This is a genomic window from Cryobacterium sp. TMS1-20-1, from assembly GCF_004402355.1.
Taxonomy (GTDB): domain Bacteria; phylum Actinomycetota; class Actinomycetes; order Actinomycetales; family Microbacteriaceae; genus Cryobacterium; species Cryobacterium levicorallinum.
On record NZ_SOGF01000048.1, the window covers coordinates 1 to 17,940 of the forward strand.

16 protein-coding genes are annotated in these 17,940 nt (G+C 61.8%); 15 read left to right on the forward strand and 1 reads right to left on the reverse strand.

The window, feature by feature from the left end; genetic code table 11:
- Nucleotides 1-226: 226 nt before the first annotated feature.
- From E3O45_RS10030 to E3O45_RS17700, 15 genes are all read left to right on the forward strand, one after another.
- Nucleotides 227-1,414 (forward strand): ABC transporter substrate-binding protein, encoded by a 1,188-nt coding sequence (locus tag E3O45_RS10030; protein ID WP_134443277.1) that lies wholly within the window; start codon nucleotides 227-229, stop codon nucleotides 1,412-1,414.
- A 16-nt stretch (nucleotides 1,415-1,430) separates the two neighbouring features.
- The gene (locus E3O45_RS10035; protein WP_134443278.1) at nucleotides 1,431-2,300 is read left to right on the forward strand and encodes a branched-chain amino acid ABC transporter permease; all 870 of its coding nucleotides are present in this window, start codon (nucleotides 1,431-1,433) and stop codon (nucleotides 2,298-2,300) included.
- 118 nt (nucleotides 2,301-2,418) lie between these two features.
- Entirely contained in the window at nucleotides 2,419-4,809 is a 2,391-nt protein-coding gene (locus E3O45_RS10040; protein ID WP_198418246.1) for an ATP-binding cassette domain-containing protein, read from the forward strand.
- 116 nt (nucleotides 4,810-4,925) lie between these two features.
- Nucleotides 4,926-5,993, forward strand: coding sequence for an MBL fold metallo-hydrolase (locus E3O45_RS10045; RefSeq protein WP_134443279.1), 1,068 nt, complete (start codon nucleotides 4,926-4,928; stop codon nucleotides 5,991-5,993).
- Nucleotides 5,990-7,582, forward strand: a complete 1,593-nt coding sequence (locus E3O45_RS10050; protein WP_134443280.1) for an AMP-binding protein — start codon at nucleotides 5,990-5,992, stop codon at nucleotides 7,580-7,582. The genes E3O45_RS10045 and E3O45_RS10050 overlap by 4 nt, the downstream gene beginning before the upstream one ends.
- The gene (locus E3O45_RS10055; RefSeq protein WP_134443281.1) at nucleotides 7,579-8,559 is read left to right on the forward strand and encodes an NADPH:quinone oxidoreductase family protein; all 981 of its coding nucleotides are present in this window, start codon (nucleotides 7,579-7,581) and stop codon (nucleotides 8,557-8,559) included. The genes E3O45_RS10050 and E3O45_RS10055 overlap by 4 nt, the downstream gene beginning before the upstream one ends.
- A gap of 210 nt (nucleotides 8,560-8,769) precedes the next feature.
- Nucleotides 8,770-9,582, forward strand: a complete 813-nt coding sequence (locus E3O45_RS10060; RefSeq protein WP_198418247.1) for an ABC transporter ATP-binding protein — start codon at nucleotides 8,770-8,772, stop codon at nucleotides 9,580-9,582.
- A gap of 32 nt (nucleotides 9,583-9,614) precedes the next feature.
- Nucleotides 9,615-11,264 (forward strand): thiamine pyrophosphate-binding protein, encoded by a 1,650-nt coding sequence (locus E3O45_RS10065; protein ID WP_134443282.1) that lies wholly within the window; start codon nucleotides 9,615-9,617, stop codon nucleotides 11,262-11,264.
- Nucleotides 11,265-11,362: 98 nt separating this feature from the next.
- Nucleotides 11,363-12,397 (forward strand): ABC transporter substrate-binding protein, encoded by a 1,035-nt coding sequence (locus E3O45_RS10070; protein WP_166789455.1) that lies wholly within the window; start codon nucleotides 11,363-11,365, stop codon nucleotides 12,395-12,397.
- A gap of 89 nt (nucleotides 12,398-12,486) precedes the next feature.
- A complete protein-coding gene (locus tag E3O45_RS10075) occupies nucleotides 12,487-13,356 on the forward strand; it encodes an ABC transporter permease (protein WP_134443284.1) in 870 nt (289 codons plus the stop codon).
- Between the two features lie 380 nt (nucleotides 13,357-13,736).
- Nucleotides 13,737-14,873 carry an acyl-CoA dehydrogenase family protein gene (locus E3O45_RS10080; RefSeq protein WP_134443285.1) on the forward strand — a complete coding sequence of 379 codons (1,137 nt, stop codon included), beginning with the start codon at nucleotides 13,737-13,739 and terminating at the stop codon, nucleotides 14,871-14,873.
- On the forward strand, nucleotides 14,870-15,772 hold the full coding sequence (locus tag E3O45_RS10085; protein WP_134443286.1) for an acyl-CoA dehydrogenase family protein: 903 nt from the start codon (nucleotides 14,870-14,872) through the stop codon (nucleotides 15,770-15,772). Before E3O45_RS10080 ends, E3O45_RS10085 begins: the two co-directional genes overlap by 4 nt.
- Nucleotides 15,773-15,986: 214 nt before the next feature.
- The gene (locus E3O45_RS10090; protein ID WP_166789456.1) at nucleotides 15,987-16,406 is read left to right on the forward strand and encodes an alpha-hydroxy-acid oxidizing protein; all 420 of its coding nucleotides are present in this window, start codon (nucleotides 15,987-15,989) and stop codon (nucleotides 16,404-16,406) included.
- Nucleotides 16,407-16,459: 53 nt separating this feature from the next.
- Nucleotides 16,460-16,750 (forward strand): transposase, encoded by a 291-nt coding sequence (locus E3O45_RS10095; protein WP_105035899.1) that lies wholly within the window; start codon nucleotides 16,460-16,462, stop codon nucleotides 16,748-16,750.
- 53 nt (nucleotides 16,751-16,803) lie between these two features.
- Nucleotides 16,804-17,175, forward strand: coding sequence for a hypothetical protein (locus E3O45_RS17700; RefSeq protein ID WP_174843080.1), 372 nt, complete (start codon nucleotides 16,804-16,806; stop codon nucleotides 17,173-17,175).
- A 212-nt stretch (nucleotides 17,176-17,387) separates the two neighbouring features.
- Here the strand turns inward: E3O45_RS17700 and E3O45_RS10105 are convergent, their stop codons facing one another.
- Nucleotides 17,388-17,699: a hypothetical protein gene (locus E3O45_RS10105; RefSeq protein ID WP_134443289.1), complete on the reverse strand. Its 312-nt coding sequence runs from the start codon at nucleotides 17,697-17,699 to the stop codon at nucleotides 17,388-17,390.
- Nucleotides 17,700-17,940: the final 241 nt, after the last annotated feature.

A 17,940-nucleotide genomic window follows, 5' to 3' on the forward strand; every position in this document is an offset into this window, starting at 1 on the left:
ACAATTCCCCCATTGGCTACCGCGCCAGCAACACCCAACCCACGCCGAGACATGGACCCGTATTCCGCGGCATCAAGCCGAAATAGGCGTTACTGACTCACGCTCCTAGTCAAGGAACCAAACGACTGTTTGACAAGGAAGACAGCGCACCGTAGTCTGAACCCTGTCCTGCGGCCCTCATAATCTTTCGAGACCCAGACGAATGGACACCACTCAAAGGAGAGTCATGCGTAAGTCAGTTCTGTCCGTCCTTGCCGCCGCCGCGGTGGTAGCCCTCGCGGGCTGCTCGGCAAGTCCCACGATCGCAGACAGCGGTTCGAAAAACACCATCAAGATTGGTGCGTGGGTCACAACTTCGGGTCCGATCGCGGTCTCGGGTGTTCCGCAGGCAGCGGGTACACAGGCGTACTTCGACATGATCAACGCGTCGGGTGGCTGCAACGGTCACCAGATCGACTGGATCACCCAGGACAATGCCTACGACCCGCAACAGACGATCCAGATCGCTCGGAGCCTTGTTCAGCAGGACAATGTCATTGCAATTGTCAGCGCCTACGGAACAGCTACCAGCGAAGCGGCTTTCTCTTACGTTCTCGATCAGTCCAAGGTGCCCATTCTTAACACGGCAGGCGGTGCGTCATCGTGGTACACGCCGTCTCGCGACAACCTCTTCGGCGTTGAGGCCCTCTACGAAGACCAGGGAGCAGCCCTGGGTTCCTGGGCTGCCGAGGAAGAAGCCACGAAAATCGTGGTCGTCCACTCAGACCCAGATGCATTCGTCAACGTAGCCAAGAATGTTGCACCAGGTGCTAAGTCGGTCAACTCGAGCGTGAATGTAGAGCTACTTCCCGTCAAGTACCACTCGACCGACTACAGCCCGGTCGTGCAGCAGGTCCAGTCGAAGAATGCCGACGCAGTGGTTCTCATCCTGAGTCCTGAAGAAGCCGCTGCTTACCTCAAGGAAGCCAAGCTCCAGGGGCTCGACTCTCAAACCTACGGATATGCACCCGACGCGTCCACGGCGACGCTGACACTTGCGGGAGACGCGGCAGAGGGGTTCCATACCCTATCGCTCGTGCGTGCTCCTGACGGAAACACACCGGAGCTGAAGGAGTACCAGGCGGCCATGGCCAAGTACGCCCCTACCCAGCCGATCGACTTCGTCACCGAAACGGGCTTCGCGCGCGCCAAGGCATTCTGTGAGGTCGTGAAGACCATCCAAGGAGACGTCACCTCGGAATCGATCTCCGATGCCTACACGAACGCGTCATCGGTAGTGACAGGGCTGCTGTCCGACATGTCCTTCAGCGCCGATACCCATATCGGTACCCGCCAGGTGTTGAAACTCGTCGTGAAAGATGGCAAATTCACCGAAGTCGACGGTGAATTCTACGCACCGACACGCACGAATTAAGGCGTAGGGAAACAAATTGGATCAACTTACCGTTGTTCTAATCAGCGGGATCGCGAGCGGCGCGGTGTATGGATTGATCGGTCTCTCGATGGTGATCATTTATCGGGCAACGGATGTGTTCAACTTCGCTACTGCATCGATCGGCATCTTCGCCGTCTACCTTGCAACTACGTTTATGGGGTTGGGGATCGGCCTCCTCATAGCTTCGGTGCTCGGAGTCACCGTTGTGGCTCTTGGCGGCATCCTAGTGAGGGAAACCATTATCCGTCCGCTGGGTAGCGGTCAGTTGTTCGGTGCGCTCGTGGTAACAATGGGCTTATCGCTCATCCTCGAAAGCGTTGCGGGAAGCGTCTGGGGCCAACAGCCTCGGAGTTTCCCGCCGCTCATCGCGGGCAGCATCCGAATCGGAAATGCTGGCCTTGATCTCCAGCAATTGCTGAACATAGCCATCGCCGGCATCGCCATGGTTCTTGTTAGCCTCTTGTTCACTCGAACCCACATCGGGACTGCGATGCGGGCGTCGGCCGAGTCGGCAAGTGCCGCAGATATCATCGGAATCAAGTCCGGTCGCGTAGCTCGGATCGCGTGGGCGATCGGATGCCTGCTGGCCGGCGTAGCGGCGGTGCTGTATGCCTCACGGGGTGGCCTGACACCGACCGTGTTGACGGCTGCGCTCTTTCGGGCCATGGCCGGCATCTTCCTCGGTGGCCTCACAAGCATGTCTGGAGCCGTAATAGGCGGACTGGTGATCGGCGTGCTGGACAACGTCGCGGCGTCCTACGTGTCTGCCAGCTTTCGTGACACATTCGTTTTCGGCATCGTCATCGTGATGCTCCTCATCCGCCCGCAAGGGCTTTTCGGCCAGCGAAGCTTCCAGAGAGTGTGATCAGAGCGTGATTCCTGTACGTGAGCGCATCATCCCGACCTGGGTGCGCGTAATTTCGGGCCCCATCGTTGCACTTCTGGGTATCCTGCTTGTGTCGAGTGGCGTAGTACCCGGCTACATGACCTACACGCTCTCGCTCGCGTGTGTTTACGCGGTCATCGTGCTCTCTGTTAGTCTCTTGGCTGGTTGGGCTGGGGTGTGGTCAGTTGGTCAACCGGCAATGGTCGCTATAGGTGCGTATACCGCTGCTTTCGGCAGCTCCCACGGGTGGAACTTGGAATTCACCATCCTGGTATCGATCGTGGTCAGCGCGGCCTGCGGTGCCTTCCTTGGCTTCGCAGGATCTCGCTTCTCCACGCTGTACATCGCGTTGCTGACACTGGCGTTCAACCTGGTCGTTCTCGAAATCATCGAGCATTGGACAGCTGTCACCGGAGGCGACGAGGGCGTACCCGTGCTAACTCTGGCCAGCGCGACGGGCCTCTTCTCGATTCCAGCTGGCGGCCCCGTGGCCGAGTACGTTGTGATCGGCGCGCTCGGCTTGGCCAGCGCCGGCGTGGTGCTCGTTCGCCGATCGACCTCCAGGTTACGAATCAGTGCGGCCAAGTCACACGGTCTGGCATCTCGCTCAATCGGGGTCTCACCCGAAGCGCAGACAACGATCGCCTTCGCCGCCAGTGCGGCCCTCGCAGGTTTCGGTGGTGTGCTGTACGCGCTGCTGGGAGGATTCGTCAGCTCGGAAACCGCATCGTTGTCGTTCGGCATCGACCTCATCGCAGCGACGGTCGTCGGAGGAACGGGACTGATCGTCGGCTCGCTCATCGGCGGAGTGTTCCTCGCATGGTCGCCGACCCTTGCGGGAGCAATCCACGTGAGCCAGCCGATCCTTCAAGGCGTCATTCTCATCGTGGCTCTGATCCTCCTGCCCAAAGGGGTGGCGGCACCGATTGCCACGGGCTTGCGCAAGCTGTTTCGCATCGCGCACCAAGATACGATGCGCATACGCGAGGGAGGAACAGTTCCCGCGATGCTGTCCACCGAGTCGGCAGGCGCACCGCTACTTCTTGTCGATGGTCTCGAGGTAAGGTTCGGCGGCCTCCGTGCGCTGGAGAAGATTGATCTCGCGATCATGGCGGGCGAAGTGGTCTGCGTGATTGGGCCCAATGGAGCCGGCAAGACCACATTTATGAACGTGTTGTCCGGGCTGCTACCCAAGCGCTCCATTTCCGGCCGCATTGAATATAAGGGAGCCCAACTTCCTGTGGGTCGCGCTACACATCGGCATCGGCTCGGGATCGCGCGTACATTTCAGCACGCCGAGTTGTTCTCCGACCTGACGGTTCTACAGAACGTGTTCGGCAGCATGCGTCGGCTGAACGATGCGCAGATCAAGGCCGCGTGGTCGCTTCTCGCGGACCTCGACCTCCTCGATGTCGCCAACAGTTTTCCAGGAGACCTACCATTTGGGATGAGGAAGCGGGTCGACCTCGCGAGAGCTCTCTTCAGCGCACCGCAGTTGCTTCTCATGGACGAACCTTTCGGTGGCCTCGACGACCACGAACGTTCGGTGATGATCTCCACGATCAAGCGGCTGAGCGACAGCGGGCTGACAATGGTCGTCATCGACCACGTGCTCGATGACCTTCGTGCCGTTGCCGATAGGTTCATAGCGTTCGATTTCGGCACGATTCTCGCAGCTGGATCCCCAACAGAGGTGCTCAATGACGAACGCGTGCGCGCGGCCTATCTGGGTGGAGGCGACGTGCGAGACGAGAAGGAGAGCGACCAGAGGGAAGAAGCCAGCGATCTGATCACCCTGAACAACGTGTCCTACAGCTACGGCAGCGTGATCGCGGTCGAGAGCCTCCACATCGGTATCAAGTCCGGGCGAATCAATGGCATTGTCGGAGCGAACGGAGCGGGAAAGAGTACGACGGGCAAACTGATCCATGGCCTTCTGAGCCCGGTGTCGGGCGACCGCATCGTCGCTGGTGACGGTAAGACTCTGCGCATCAGCCTCGTGCCAGAAGGACGGGCTCTGTTCAATTCGCTCTCGGTAACAGAGAACCTCGAGGTCGCGGGCTACGCGGCCGGTCTGTCCCGAACTGAGATCAAAGCGCAGCTCGAACGCTGGAGCAGCTGGCTCCCAGATCGCGTGGCGAGTCGGATGGGTGCGTCCGCCGGCGCACTGAGTGGCGGCGAACAGCAGATGGTCGCTATCGCACGAGCACTGATGGCGAAGCCCGACGTAATCATCCTCGACGAGCCGGCGCTCGGGCTTGCTCCAACGCTGGTCGACGAAGTCTACGCGCGCATCGCTGACCTTGCTCGCGCCGGAATGACCGTGGTGCTGCTCGAGCAATTGTTGGCCCGCGCCGTTGCCACGTGCGACTCTGTGGTGGTGGTACGGGATGGTCGCGTACAGCTCACGGGCTCACGCACCGATCCAAACTTCGAAAGTCTGGCCGAGGAGGCCTACTTCGGCTCGATGACCAAGCTGACCGTCTAACATCAGGCCGTCGTCGGCCTACCGGTCGCTACGAATGCCGAACGCACCCATTCCCCGGCACCAAAACAGACTGAATCCGGTTCTCGATAAAGCGAACGAACTGAGGAAGGCTCCCGATGTTACCTGCAGAGCTATCGGACGAGCCGGTGTGCGTCGTGCCGAAGATCGAGCCAATCGCACCCGGAATCCGTCTGATTCGGATGCCGTTGCCCTACGAGCCCTTCTCGGTCAACTGTTATCTGCTCGGAGACGACAACGACGCTGTGCTCATAGATACAGGGATCGACGACGCCATGAGTACTGAGATCTGGGATCGGCTGCTGAAAGGCCCGCTAGCCAGCGTGGACATCAAACGCATCGTCGCCACGCATTGGCATAACGACCACCTCGGACTCGCTGGACATCTCGCGGAGAAAACGGGGGCAACGGTGATCATCACTGCGGGTGAGTTCGCGGCCGCCCACGACCTGCTCAACCTCCCCGCCAACGAACGCGCCGAGAGCGAAATTCAATTTCTCGCGGCGCACGGCGCCGACCCTCAGTTGGCTCGCGAATGGATCGCGACTGGCTTTCCGCACATGTCGATGATCTCATCGCTTCCGAAGCATGTTCAGACGATCGCCGATGGCGACGAGCTGTACCTGGCGGGGCGTTGCTTCATCGTTCGCATTCTTGGCGGACACTCGCCGGCTACCGCCGTTCTGATCGCCGACGACGTGGTGATCTGCGGCGACCAGATCAGCAGCCAGATGCTCCCTAACGTCTCTGTGTCCGGTGCCGCACCGGGGGCGAATCCGCTTCACGTCTATGTTCGCTCGCTCGGACGATTGCGTGGAATCAAGGCTGATGTGCTCGTCCTACCGGGACATGAAGATGTCTTCACCGGCCTCGACGCTGCCATCGACCGAATCATCGACCGACATGAGGCGTCGCTGACGCGACTGTTGGTCGCTGGCAGCGGGGCTGGGCAGACCGCCACACAGCTCAGTGCCGTGCTCACCCGCGAGCCGCCGGGGCCGATGTGGCTCGGTTGGGTGATCGGTCGGGCCGTAGCCTACGCACGATTCGCGGAATCGCTCGGGCTAATGCGTAGCGAACAACGTGACGCTGTCACATTTTTCGAAACCGTTCCCGGGGCGGGCCTGACGCGCGACCTGCTAGCAGAACACCGGGTAGCAGGATGATCGAGCCGCCGATCAGGGTATTTCACGAGATTCTCGCCTACCGCGCAACAGACACCCCCGACAAGACATTTCTCGTCACGCGCGCGCGATCGCTCACCTACGCGGAAGCGCACGCGATAAGCAACACCATCGCCCACTCCCTGATCGCCGCTGGCGTACACCGCCGCGACCGCGTCGCCGTCATGATGCCGAACGGCATCGATTTCATCCTGACGTGGTTCGGGATCTGCAAGCTCGGCGCCATTCCGGTGCCCTTTAACGAGGCGTATCTCGGAGTCATGCTTCAGAACCAGGCGGTGGAGACCGGATGCCGCGTCGCGGTGCTCGAGTCGACCTACGTCGAGCGGTGGGTCGCGATCGCCGATGGGCTGCCCGATCTTGACCGATTATTCGTTCACGGGGCCGCGACATCCGTGGTGGTTCCCGACGCCTGGGCTGTCGAAGCCTGGGCGGTGCTCGCCGACGGCGACTCGTCCGACCTGCCTTCGGTCGTCACTCACAGGGATGTCATGGCGATCCTCTATACATCGGGCACTACTGGCCCCTCGAAGGGCGTCATGTACGGTTACGGCCACGCCTATGCAACGGCGCGGCCATTGGGACTCGAGTGCGAGCCCGACGATGTCTTCTACATGTTCCTTTCGATGTTCCACACTGGGTTGCCACACACTCTGGGGACGGTTCTCATCGCGGGCTGCACGATGGCTATTCGCGAGAAATTCAGTCGAACCCAGTTCTGGGCAGACGTCGCATATTTCCGTGCCACGACGACGCTGATCATCTCCACCATGTCGAGCTATCTCCTCGCCAACCCGCCATCACCTGACGACGCGATGAATACGCTCGAGCACGTATTCATGAGCCCCCTACCGACCGATATCGACGCGTTCAAGCAACGATTCGGACTCGCGAGAGTCGCCACCCTCTTCAACTTGACGGAAGCGAGCACTCCGCTGTTCTCCGGCTTCGCGCTGGCAAACGGTTCCTCGTGCGGACGACCGAGGCCAGGCATGCAGGTTCGACTCGTCGACGAGAACGACGAGGAAGTTCCCATCGGCGAGCCGGGAGAACTTGTTCTGCGCAGTGACGAGCCGTGGGAGCTCGGCTTGGGCTACTGGGGGAACCCCGAGGCGACCGCCGCCTCCTGGCGAAATCAGTGGATGCACACGGGCGACCTGCTGACCAGGGATGCGGAGGGAAATTTCTACTTCAAAGATCGACTTAAGGATGTGATTCGCCGGCGGGGCGAGAACGTCTCGGCCTGGGAACTGGAGATGGCGGTCAACCGGCATCCGTCGATCACTGAGTGTGCCGCCGTCGCGGTGCCGTCGCCCATGGGGGACGATGAGATCAAGGTGGTCGCCGTGACATCCGACACAACGCAGGTAGGCGAGCGCGAGCTGTGGCTGTTCCTGGCCGGGCAGTTGCCGGCCTACATGGTGCCGCGCTACCTTCGGGTGCAGCGCCAGGATTTGCCTAAGACATCGACCGGCAAGATCCAGAAGATGGACTTGCGCTCTGACCCGATCGATGGTTGTTGGGACGCCGAAGCCGAGGGTCTAGTCGTGTCCCGGGCGGTATCGCGATGAGGGCGTTCGTCGTCGCTAAGACCGGCCCCGTTGAGAATCTGTTGCTGACCAACATCGAGAGCCCACGCATCACACCGGGCACCGTGCGAATCGCGGTCGATGCGGTGGGCATCGGGTTCGCCGATACCCTCGTCATCGCCGGACGCTACCAGACGAAGCGTGACACCCCCTTCGTGCCGGGCTCGGAATGTGCGGGCACCGTGCTCGAGGTCGGAACGGATGTCTTCGGCGTCAGAGTCGGGGATCGCGTGCTCTCGACTCCACTGCAGGACGCGCTCGCCGACGAAGTCGTGACAGATGCTGTCAATGTCGCGCGCATCCCCGACTCCATGTCTACCCTCGAAGCGGCCGCATTTCCCATCGTCTACGGCACCGCTTGGCATGCTCTCGTCGAGCGCGCCAATCTCCGCTCTGGTGAGACGGTACTCGTGCACGGGGCCGGCGGTGGTGTCGGGTTGGCCTGCATCGACGTGGCCAAGTCGCTGGGCGCAACGGTCATCGCCTCGGTGGGTTCCGCCCGGAAGGGCCAACTTGCGCGCGCCAAGGGTGCCGATTACGTTATCCAACACCACGAAGATGATCTTGTGCACGCGGTGAAATTGCTCACGAACGGGGCGGGCGTCGACGTGGTCTGCGACCCGGTAGGTGGAGATGCGTTTGCCGCTTCCCTGCGCTGCATAGCCTGGGGAGGCCGGGTTCTCGTCCTGGGCTTCGCGTCGGGCGAGATCCCTACCCTAGCGGTGAATCGGGCCCTGCTCAAAGGGTGCGACATCGTTGGCGTCTACTGGGGCGGGCTCCGCGAGAAGCGCCCGGACCAGTTTCATGCCGGACTTGTTCGGGTCGTAGCGGAGTTCGAAGCAGGACGGATCGGGACTCTCGATTCCACCGTCATCGGGCCCCGGCAGGTGGTCGAGTCCCTTTCGGCGCTCGCGAGCGGCGACGCCGCCGGCAAATTTGTCCTCGACTTTAGAGGGTAACTACGGTGCGCGGAGAAAGCAGGAACAAGTCATGACGGTGTGGTCGGGCAGTTACGTGGATATGCATGTTGACTTCGGTCTCTCCGGCAACGTCCGGAACTTCGATCTCGCAGTATGGCTCGAGCGAGGAATGACGCGATGTGATTCCAATGTATGGACCCACCCGTCGAGCGCGTGGCGCAGGCGGACAGAACAGGGAAGAAGGGTTCGATGATGAGCACAGCGATCGGCAACCAGATTCAGGTCGGAAGTGGTCCTGAGCCGGGAGGCATTTCCGTCACAGACGTGACGGTTTCCTTCACGTCCCCAGACGGGGCTTCGCGCACCGTTCTCGACAAGTTCTCCATCGAGACGCGACCGGGTGAATTCCTCGTACTCATCGGGCGCAGTGGCTGCGGCAAGACCACGGTGCTGAACCTTCTCGCAGGGCTCGTCGAAGCGGACTCCGGCGAGATCACGGTCGTCGGCTCCCCACCGCGGGCGGCCAGGGCAAAGCTCGGCTATATGTTCGCCCGGGATGCGCTCCTGCCCTTCCGCACTGCCATTGAGAACGTTGAGCTCGGACTCGAGGTGCGCCGTATCCCGCGTTCCGAACGACGCCAGAAGGCGACGGCCCTGCTCGCCCTGCTCGGGCTCTCCCACGCCGGCGGGCTCTACCCCTGGCAGCTGTCGCAGGGAATGCGCCAGCGCGTCGCCCTCGCACGCACGTGGGCGCTGGCTCCCCAGCTGGTTCTCATGGATGAGCCCTTCGCCGCCCTCGATGCCCAGACCAGGGAGTCAGTGCGCGGTGAGTTCCTCGAGATGTGGGAGCGCGAGCGAAGCGCCGTCGTCTTCGTCACGCACGACCTAACGGAGGCCCTGCTTATGGGCGATCGGGTCGTCGTAATGGGTGCGGGCGGCAAGGTGGCCGCCGACGTTACCCTGCCGTTCGCGCGGCCACGCGATCCAGCAGAGCTTCCGTTCACCGACGAGTTCCGGGCGCTTGAGCGCCAGCTGCACCACCTCTTGCAGGACGTGGGCTGAGTCCGTTGGGGGAGCGCGGAGTTACCTTGGGCGTGTCGCCGGCCAGCGGCACTCTGAAGCTGCATCAGGCGCTGGCCCGTTACCTGGTCGAAAGCGGCACCGATGTCATGTTCGGACTCATCGGCGACGGCAACCTCTTCATGGTCGACAGCTACACCCGGGAATTCGGAGGCACATACCTCTCGGTGGCCCACGAAGCGAATTCGGTGCTGGCGGCAATCGGCTATGCCCGGGTCTCCGGGAGAGTGGGCGTTGCGACGGTCACGCATGGTCCGGCGTTCACGAACACCATGACGGCACTGGTTGAGGGGGTGCGAAGCCGAACTCCGATCGTGCTCATCGCGGGTGATACCGCGCGGGAGGATAGGCGCAACCTGCAGAACATCGAGCAGCGCGAGGTCGCCCGCTCGACGGGCGCTGGCTTCGTCGAGCTTCGGAGCGAGCGCACCTGGCTCGAAGACGTACGGGCGGCGTTCCGGCAAGCGACCATTGAACGGCGCCCGGTCGTACTCAACGTGCCCATCGATTTCATCTGGCGTGATGTTGCGTGGGGTGGGCCGTATCCGTCGGCGGTTGTCGAGACGGAAGCCGTGCCCTCCGCCAGCGCACTCAATGAGGCTGTCGGGGCACTCGCCTCAGCGCGGCGTCCCATCGTACTGGCAGGCAGGGGGGCGAGCTCCGCAGCGGCGAGGCGTCAACTGGTGCGCCTCGCGGAAAGAATTGGCGCACCGCTCGCGACGACGATCGGTGGCAAGGACCTCTTCGCTGGCGAGCCTTTCGACCTCGGCGTGTTTGGCACGCTGTCGACGGACGCGACCGTGAGTGCGATCATCGCGAGCGACTGCATCATCGCCTTCGGGGCAAGCCTCAATCACTTCACGACGGCGGAGGAGAGCTATCTCGTCGGAAAGACGGTGATCGTGTGCGATCGAGATCCCGGGCGCACCCAGAGTTCTTCCCCGAATCTTGTCGTCGTCACCGGCGACGCGGCGTTGACCGCTGAGGCGATTGTCGAGTGGCTGGACGAGGGCGAGATCGAGCCAACGGGCTTCCGTGACCGAATGCAGCTGAGTTCGGCCGCTGCGACGGTCGCGAGCAGTCGTGCCGCACCGAGTGCCCCCGCCGACATCGCCTTGCCGATTCGGCGCGTGTACGACATGCTCGATGAGCGGCTGCCGGATGACTGCGTCATCGTGACCGACGGCGGGCGGTTCATGCCACTGGCCTGGCAGGGACTCCATGTGAAGCATCCGCGCCATCTCGTGACGACTGTGAGCTTCGGAGCCATCGGCAACGGCATGGGGCACGCCCTAGGGGCGGCCATGGCGGAACCGGACCTGCCTGTGGTTCTCGTGACGGGCGACGGCGGGTTCATGCTCGGCGGACTTACCGAGTTCAACAGCGCCGTGCGCCACGGGCTCAATCTCACCGTCGTCATTCTGAACGACGGGGGATACGGTGCCGAATATGTGCAGTTCGAGGCCCGCAATATGGACCCGGACCTGTCGCTCCTCGGCTGGGCGGATTTCGCGCCGGTTGGTATCGCACTCGGCGGCAGTGGTCGCACGGTTGCCACGCTCGATGAGCTGGGGGCGGTGTTGGACGGGCTGTCGCTCAGCGGACTGCCGACCATCGTCGATATCAAGCTGGATCCGCGTTCGATTCCCAATGCAATGCACTGAAATGAATGACACCGAACAAACGGTTGACAGATTTAGTGTCGTATGGCTAAATGTTGAGAGCGCGCGGTGCCGCGATAAATCAAAGGAGATCGAAACACATGCGTCATGCAAAAATGATCGGCGCGGCAGCCCTTGTAGCGCTCTTCGCGTTGTCTGGATGTGCCGCAGCAGGAGAGGCCCCCTCCGAATCCACTGAGGATGCCGTCTCCGGCACGCTCACTAATCCCGACCCGGTATCCATCGCGATCTTCGGCAGCGGGCCCGCAAGCGGAATGGAACGGCTTGCCTTCGAGAATGGCTTCGCCGAAGACCGTGGCGTCAAGCTGGACAAGACCTACAGTGTGGTCTCCGGCAAGGAGATCGGTGCAGCGCTCGTCAACGGCAGCGCACAATTCGGCTCATTGACCACTATGGTCGCCCAGCCGCTCATCGAGCAAGGGGAGTGCTTCCGTTTCCTCACGGCTGGCGAGCGGAACATTTACGAATTCATCGCGAAGCCGGAACTCAAGCTCGACGATTTCGAGAGCTACCCGGAGAACCTTCTGGGTCTCAAGGGAAAGCGCATCGGTGTCTCGGCGCTGGGAACCCTCGGCGAGACACTCGCGACCAACGTTCTCGTTGAAGCTGGCCTCAAGCCCGGAGACGTGACCTTCGTTGCGACCGGTGGAGTAGCGTCGGCCGTTGCCGCATTCCAGGAGGGTCAGGTCGACGCGACCTGGTCATTCGCACCACAGCTGCAGATCTACGCGGCAGACGAGTACACCAAGCTCACCAATTTCGTTGGTGGCGACAGCGACGGTGTCATGGGCCAGTACATCCAGCACGTGTTTGCGACGACCTGCGACTACGCCGAGAAGAACCCCGAGGTTGTTCAGGCTGTCTGCAAGGCCGTCTGGGACGCGTACGACTTCGCCAACGACGAGGCCAACACCAAGGCGATGGGCGAGTTCTTCGCAACCTCGCTCGCGGTCGACAGCAAGATCGGCGCGGCATTCTGGAAGCAGTACAGCCCTACCTTCCCGGCTGCGGCTATCTCCAAGGAGGCGTATAACGCCCTCGGCGAGGTAGGCGTAGTGCAGCCTGACTTCACAGGGCACGTCGACAGCGGCTGCTCGGCAGCCGACCCTCGCTGAGCGTGACCGGGGTAATCGAATACTCGACGTCCCCGGTCTGCGCATAGTTGATTGACTAGGACCAGAATCACCAGGCACGGGAGGCGACTGTGACAACAGACATCCACACCGAAAGAGCAGGCGCTGCCGCCGGCCCACCCCCTTCGGGCAGCGCTCTGGCTAAGGCGCGGCAGGGTCGCGTGGCGAAGGGTGAAATGTCCCGTGGAGTGACCATTCTCTGGCAGATCGGTGTCATCGTCGGCGTGCTCGTATTGTGGCAGCTCACTCACGTGTTCGAGCTGGGCAAACCCATCATCGTGCAGAGTCCGGCGCTCGTCGGGGAAAGGCTCGTCGAACTCTTCACGGGTTCCGAATTGTGGCCCAACCTGTGGTCCACCATGAGCGCCGTTGTCATCGCGCTCGCTCTGTCGTCGATCGTGGGTATCCCGATCGGGCTATTCTTGGGCCTTCTGCCAAGAACGCGTCGCGTTCTCGCTCCCTTCATCAGCGCGCTAAACGCCACGCCTCGCGTCGCGCTCGCTCCTGTCTTCATCATCCTGTTCGGCATGGACATAGAAGGCAAGGTTGCCCTCGCGTTCACCATCGTCGTCTTTATCATGGTTCTCAACGCCCAGGCCGGCGCCACCTCGGCTGACCCCGAGTCCCTGCGGCTCATGTTGGCCCTGGGTGCTAGCAAGTTCGACATCGTCACCAAGGTCGTGCTCCCATCTGCAGTGCCCTCAATCCTCGCGGGCATGCGCCTTGGGCTCATCTACTCGATGCTCGGTGTCGTGACCTCAGAACTCATCGCCTCGGAAAGTGGCATCGGACAGATGATCGCGCGCGCCGCCGGCGTCTTCGACCTCTCGACCGTCTACTCCATCGTCCTAGTGATGATGGTCATCGCCGCGGCCCTCAACATGCTGACGGAGATGACGGAGCGCCGACTGCTCAAGTGGCAGCCCCCGCCCCAGAAGTAGTTAACCTCGACTGACGGGAACTGGGCCAGACACCAATTCGCCTGCGGGAACGATCCCGCGGGCGAGCCGGTGTGGTGGGCAACGGCGCAACATCCTCGCCTTCCCAGATCAAGGATGACTCGTGGAATCTGTTCCCCCGTGTGCGCTTATACTTCGGGCACAGTCTGACCCAGCAGCTGGCGCCGGCCAAAGTGCTGGCGCGCGTCGTCATCCTCGAATCGATGCCAAGGAAACTGACCGGCCAGATCCGGAGGTTCGATCTTCTCGAGCGGGCCAGCAGAGCGTCATGACAACGCGATCGGGCGCGATCACAGGTAGTGCCGGATGTCACCTATGTGCAAGAATCTATCAAGCGTTTGTTTGAAGATTATGAGGTAATAATGACTGAAACCACCGCGCGCGCGACCGAGAGCATCGAAGCCTTCGCCGCCAGGGCAGAAGCTTGGCTACAGGAGAACGTTCCGGTGCGCTGGCGAGACAGCCGCGGTTCCCTAAGCAATGAAGAGTCGGATGAATTTCGACGCGACTGGGATCGCCGACTATGGGACGGTGGCTTCGCCGGGCTCGGACTTCCGCGGGAATTTGGCGGCGCCGGGCTCGGGCTGGCGGAGGAAGTCACCTTTCACGTGCTCGCTGCGAAGGCCCAGGCCCCGGACGGACTCGCGCGCATCGGCAAGATCCTCACCGCTCCGATGCTCATCGCCAATGGCACCGACGAGCAGCAGGAGAAGTACCTGCGACCGATCCTCAACGGCGATGAGATCTGGTGCCAGGGATTCTCGGAGCCGCACGCCGGGTCAGACCTCGCGGGAGTGACCACCAGGGCGGTGAAGGTCGATGGTGGTTACCGAATTACCGGGCGCAAGATCTGGACGAGCTTTGTACAGCACGCCCACCGCGCCATCCTGCTCGCCCAGACGGATGCGGACGCACCGCGCCACAAGAACCTGGGCATGTTTCTGCTCGACATGCGGCAGCCCGGAATCACGGTGAGTGACATTCGTCAGATCTCCGGTGCCGTGCACTTCGCCGAGGTGCAGTTCGAAGATGTTTTTGTCCCCGACTCGGATCTCGTCGGCGGCGAAGTCGATGGCTGGAAGGTCGCCATGAAGGTGCTCACCGACGAGCGCGGTGGCACCGAGACCGCCACCCGCTACGTCGAAATCCGCGCCGACCTCGACCTGCTGCTGTCGTCGTGCTCCGACCGCCCGGAACTCGCGGCTGAACTCAATGAACTCGACATCCGTACCGAACTGCTGCGCTGGCAGCTCTCGAAGGTCGTCGACAACGAGGTGGTGCCGAACGAGAAGTTCTGGCGCTCCATCTCGGTGCTCAAGGTGATGTGGAGCGAGCTTTGGCAAGACGTCACCAGTGCGGGCCTGCGGGCCCTGGTGCCGGCGGACCGCGAACATTGGCGCTACCAGTACCTGGAGTCCAGGGCCGCGAGCATCTATTCCGGAACGAACGAGATCCAACGCAACATCATTGCCGAACGCGTATTGGGGCTACCGCGATGAACTCATCCATCAGCACGACCATTCCGAATGAGATCGGCGAGCTTGCCGCTGAGTCCATCCGTGAGATCACGATGCAGGCGGCCCGCCGCAGCAACATCTCGACTTTCGCCGAGACAGAGTCGCCACTGTCGTGGACCGCGCTGGCCGACGGCGGCTGGGATCTGATAGGCGTTCTCGAGGACGGCGAGGGTGCGACCCTTCGCGACCTCGTGGAGGTGGCGCGCGTCTGGGGTGAGACGTGCATTCCCTTGCCGTTCATTCCGAGCATCATGGCCAAGCGCCACTCGCAGCGGGCACGGGAGTCGGATGGGCCGGTCACCGTCGCGCTTCCGAACCCGAGTTCGCCAAGGGGGTACTCCTACATCCCGTTCGGGCACGTCGACGGCATCACGATCGCCCTCGGACTCGGGCGCGGCGCCGACGAACTCATCGCAGTGCCGCCAGGCTCCGACGACGAACTCGGGCTCATGAACCGCGCCATCGAGGGGCCGGTGGCCAGCGCGTTATCACCGGCCGCCGCCCGAGAGTATGCGGTCGTACTTGCGGCCGAGGCATCCGGGGCCGCCAAGCGCCTGCTCGCCGAAGGGGTCGCCTTTGTCAAGGAGCGCCAGCAGTTCGGAAAACCGATTGGATCCTTCCAGGCCGTCAAGCACATTCTTGCCAACGCCCTCATTGACGTGGAACTCGCCGAGACCGCGGTCATCAGCGCAAGCTTCGAGGAGCAAAACGCCTTCCGCAACGCGCTCTTCGCCGTCGACCGCAGCATTCAAGCCGCTGAGGGGGTCATCCAGAGTCACGGTGGCCTCGGCTTCACCTGGGAAATGGGATTGCACTTCTACCTGCGACAGATGCTCATGGCGCGCGAACTCATCAGTGGCCTAAGTGCGCTGAATGCCTGAGTCAGTCAGCGTCTTGGCGGCTCGCTCGCCGATTGGCCGGGCATTTAGGGGTCCACTCACAGGCATTCGTGGCTGCGATGGCGACGATTTTCTCTCGCTCGGCGTCAGGCCGCTCGCGCGCATCCGTCAACCGCGGCATCTGCGATCTCGCCGGAGATCATGAGCCTCGGCCCGGTGGAGGCGAGTCGCCTCACTGCCGTCGATTGGAGAAGTTTTGACCAGTATTAGGCAGGCCCTCAACGTCGAAGATGTACGTACGATTGCCCGGCATCGGTTGCCTCGTGCGATATTCGAGGTCATCGAAGGCGGTCACGGCGAAGAGACAACCCTGGCGGCGAACCGCGCCGACCTCAACCGCATCAAGCTGATCCCTCGGAACCTTGAGGACGCGTCATTTCCAGATCTAAGTACGACGCTCCTGGGTCGTGAGGTGGCCATGCCATTCATGCTCGCGCCCTGTAGCTTCGGTCGAATAGCTGATCCTGAAGCAGAGCGTGCCGTCGCGAGAGCGGCCAGCAACTTTGGAATCGGCTACATCATGCCGGGAGCCGCCAGCGAATCAATCGAACGCGTCGCAGAGGGGCAGTTTCTAGGGATCGTTGCGAATCGCGTGTGTTTCAGATCTGTGTCCTAATCGTCTCTGCGCCCGTATGGTGAATTGAGACGGAGGTAAGGAGAATCTGTTTCGTGACTAATCGTCGAAAGTTCAATGCCGAGTTCCGTGCTGAGGCCGTGGAGCTGGTGATCTCATCGGGCCGGCCGGTCGCGCAAGTCGCCCCCGAGATCGGTGTCGTCGAGGGGACGCTGGGCAACTGGGTGCGCCTCTGGAAAGAGGAACACCCCGAGGCTGGTGCTGCCGAGCCAGGCCCGGTCGAGTGGGCCAAATACAAGGCACTGCAGGCGGAGAATGCTGAGTTGAAAAGGGAGATCGAATTCCTGGGAAAAGTCAGCGCCTTCTTCGCCGCGAAGCAACGATAAACGACTATTTCGTGTTTATCTTGGCGGAGAAGGCCTCTTTTCCTATTGACTGGATGTGCCGCAGGCTGAAGGTCTCACGGGCATCGTTCTACCGCTCGCTGCGACCGGTCGTTCCGACGCCGACGCAGGTGCGGCACGCCGTGCTGGACGCGCACGTGGTGCGGGTCTACGAGCGTGAGAAGGGCATGGCCGGCCGGGACCAGATCACCACCATTCTCGGTCAGGAAGGCGTCAGCATCGCCCGCGGTACGGTCGGGACGATCCTTACCGGCCGCGGTCTGAGGGCCGTTCGGATGCGGGCGTGGAAGAAGACCACGACCGTTGACCCAGACGCTCGAACCGAGCACATCCGCAATCACATGCTCGACGGGGACGGGAAACGGGAGTTCATCTCGACTGTCCCGGGAACTGAGGAGTTTACGTAATTCCGGCGTTTAGTTTACGAAATTCCTGCGGCAACAAAAAACCGGCGATCGGATCGCCGGTTTTTGGCATTAAAGCGCCGATTCCGAGAGTGCTAGCCCCGAGAAACGCTGTGATCCGGGCGTGATCGGCGGTTAAACACTGCTTCGCCCTGTTTTTGGCAGGGCGAAGCGACTTTTGCTGCAGGTAACGGAATTGTTGACGACCGGGCGGCTTAGCTCGGTGGTGGTGACGGCGCCGTGTCGGTGGGTGGCGTCACCGAAGCCGTGTCAGCGCTGGAGTAGTACGTGCTCGCGAAGGACTTGTTCTTCGTGGTGAGGGGTACTCGGGCGAGCTCGCTCTGAATGAACGTCAAAATCTTTCGGATGTTGGCTGAGACGAGTGCGAGTGTCACGGCCAGCGATGCGAAGGTGTTGCCGCGGGCGCGCCGTTTCATGGGGGAGGCGATGTCTTCGGTTGCGGAGTCCTTGATAAACGCGTTCTGGGACTCGACGGTGTTGCGCAGGGCGTAGTAGCCCTTCCACACTGGACTTTTGTGGGGGTAGGTCTGCCCGTACTTGAGGGCCTTGTCCTTGGCGGGGTCTTTGAGCTGCTGCGGATATCTCGGACAGTGGGCCCTCTTAAAATGGGGCGTTACTGAAAGTAGAGATCAGCATGAGAGGGTGTCAGATGGTCTGTGTAAGGGGTTGCGGATCTATTTGAAGGAGTGACACTAATGGTCATGACAGAACGAACTGAGAAGCTGAAAGCACCGAAGTCCCCGGCCC

Bases quoted from the DNA above. Each gene is read 5' to 3' on its own strand.
- E3O45_RS10085 (WP_134443286.1), top strand. From the start codon at position 14,870: ATGAACTCATCCATCAGCACGACCATTCCGAATGAGATCGGCGAGCTT.
- E3O45_RS17700 (WP_174843080.1), top strand. From the start codon at position 16,804: ATGTGCCGCAGGCTGAAGGTCTCACGGGCATCGTTCTACCGCTCGCTG.
- E3O45_RS10045 (WP_134443279.1), top strand. From the start codon at position 4,926: ATGTTACCTGCAGAGCTATCGGACGAGCCGGTGTGCGTCGTGCCGAAG.
- E3O45_RS10070 (WP_166789455.1), top strand. From the start codon at position 11,363: ATGCGTCATGCAAAAATGATCGGCGCGGCAGCCCTTGTAGCGCTCTTC.
- E3O45_RS10060 (WP_198418247.1), top strand. From the start codon at position 8,770: ATGATGAGCACAGCGATCGGCAACCAGATTCAGGTCGGAAGTGGTCCT.
- E3O45_RS10030 (WP_134443277.1), top strand. From the start codon at position 227: ATGCGTAAGTCAGTTCTGTCCGTCCTTGCCGCCGCCGCGGTGGTAGCC.
- E3O45_RS10050 (WP_134443280.1), top strand. From the start codon at position 5,990: ATGATCGAGCCGCCGATCAGGGTATTTCACGAGATTCTCGCCTACCGC.
- E3O45_RS10080 (WP_134443285.1), top strand. From the start codon at position 13,737: ATGACTGAAACCACCGCGCGCGCGACCGAGAGCATCGAAGCCTTCGCC.
- E3O45_RS10040 (WP_198418246.1), top strand. From the start codon at position 2,419: ATGACCTACACGCTCTCGCTCGCGTGTGTTTACGCGGTCATCGTGCTC.
- E3O45_RS10055 (WP_134443281.1), top strand. From the start codon at position 7,579: ATGAGGGCGTTCGTCGTCGCTAAGACCGGCCCCGTTGAGAATCTGTTG.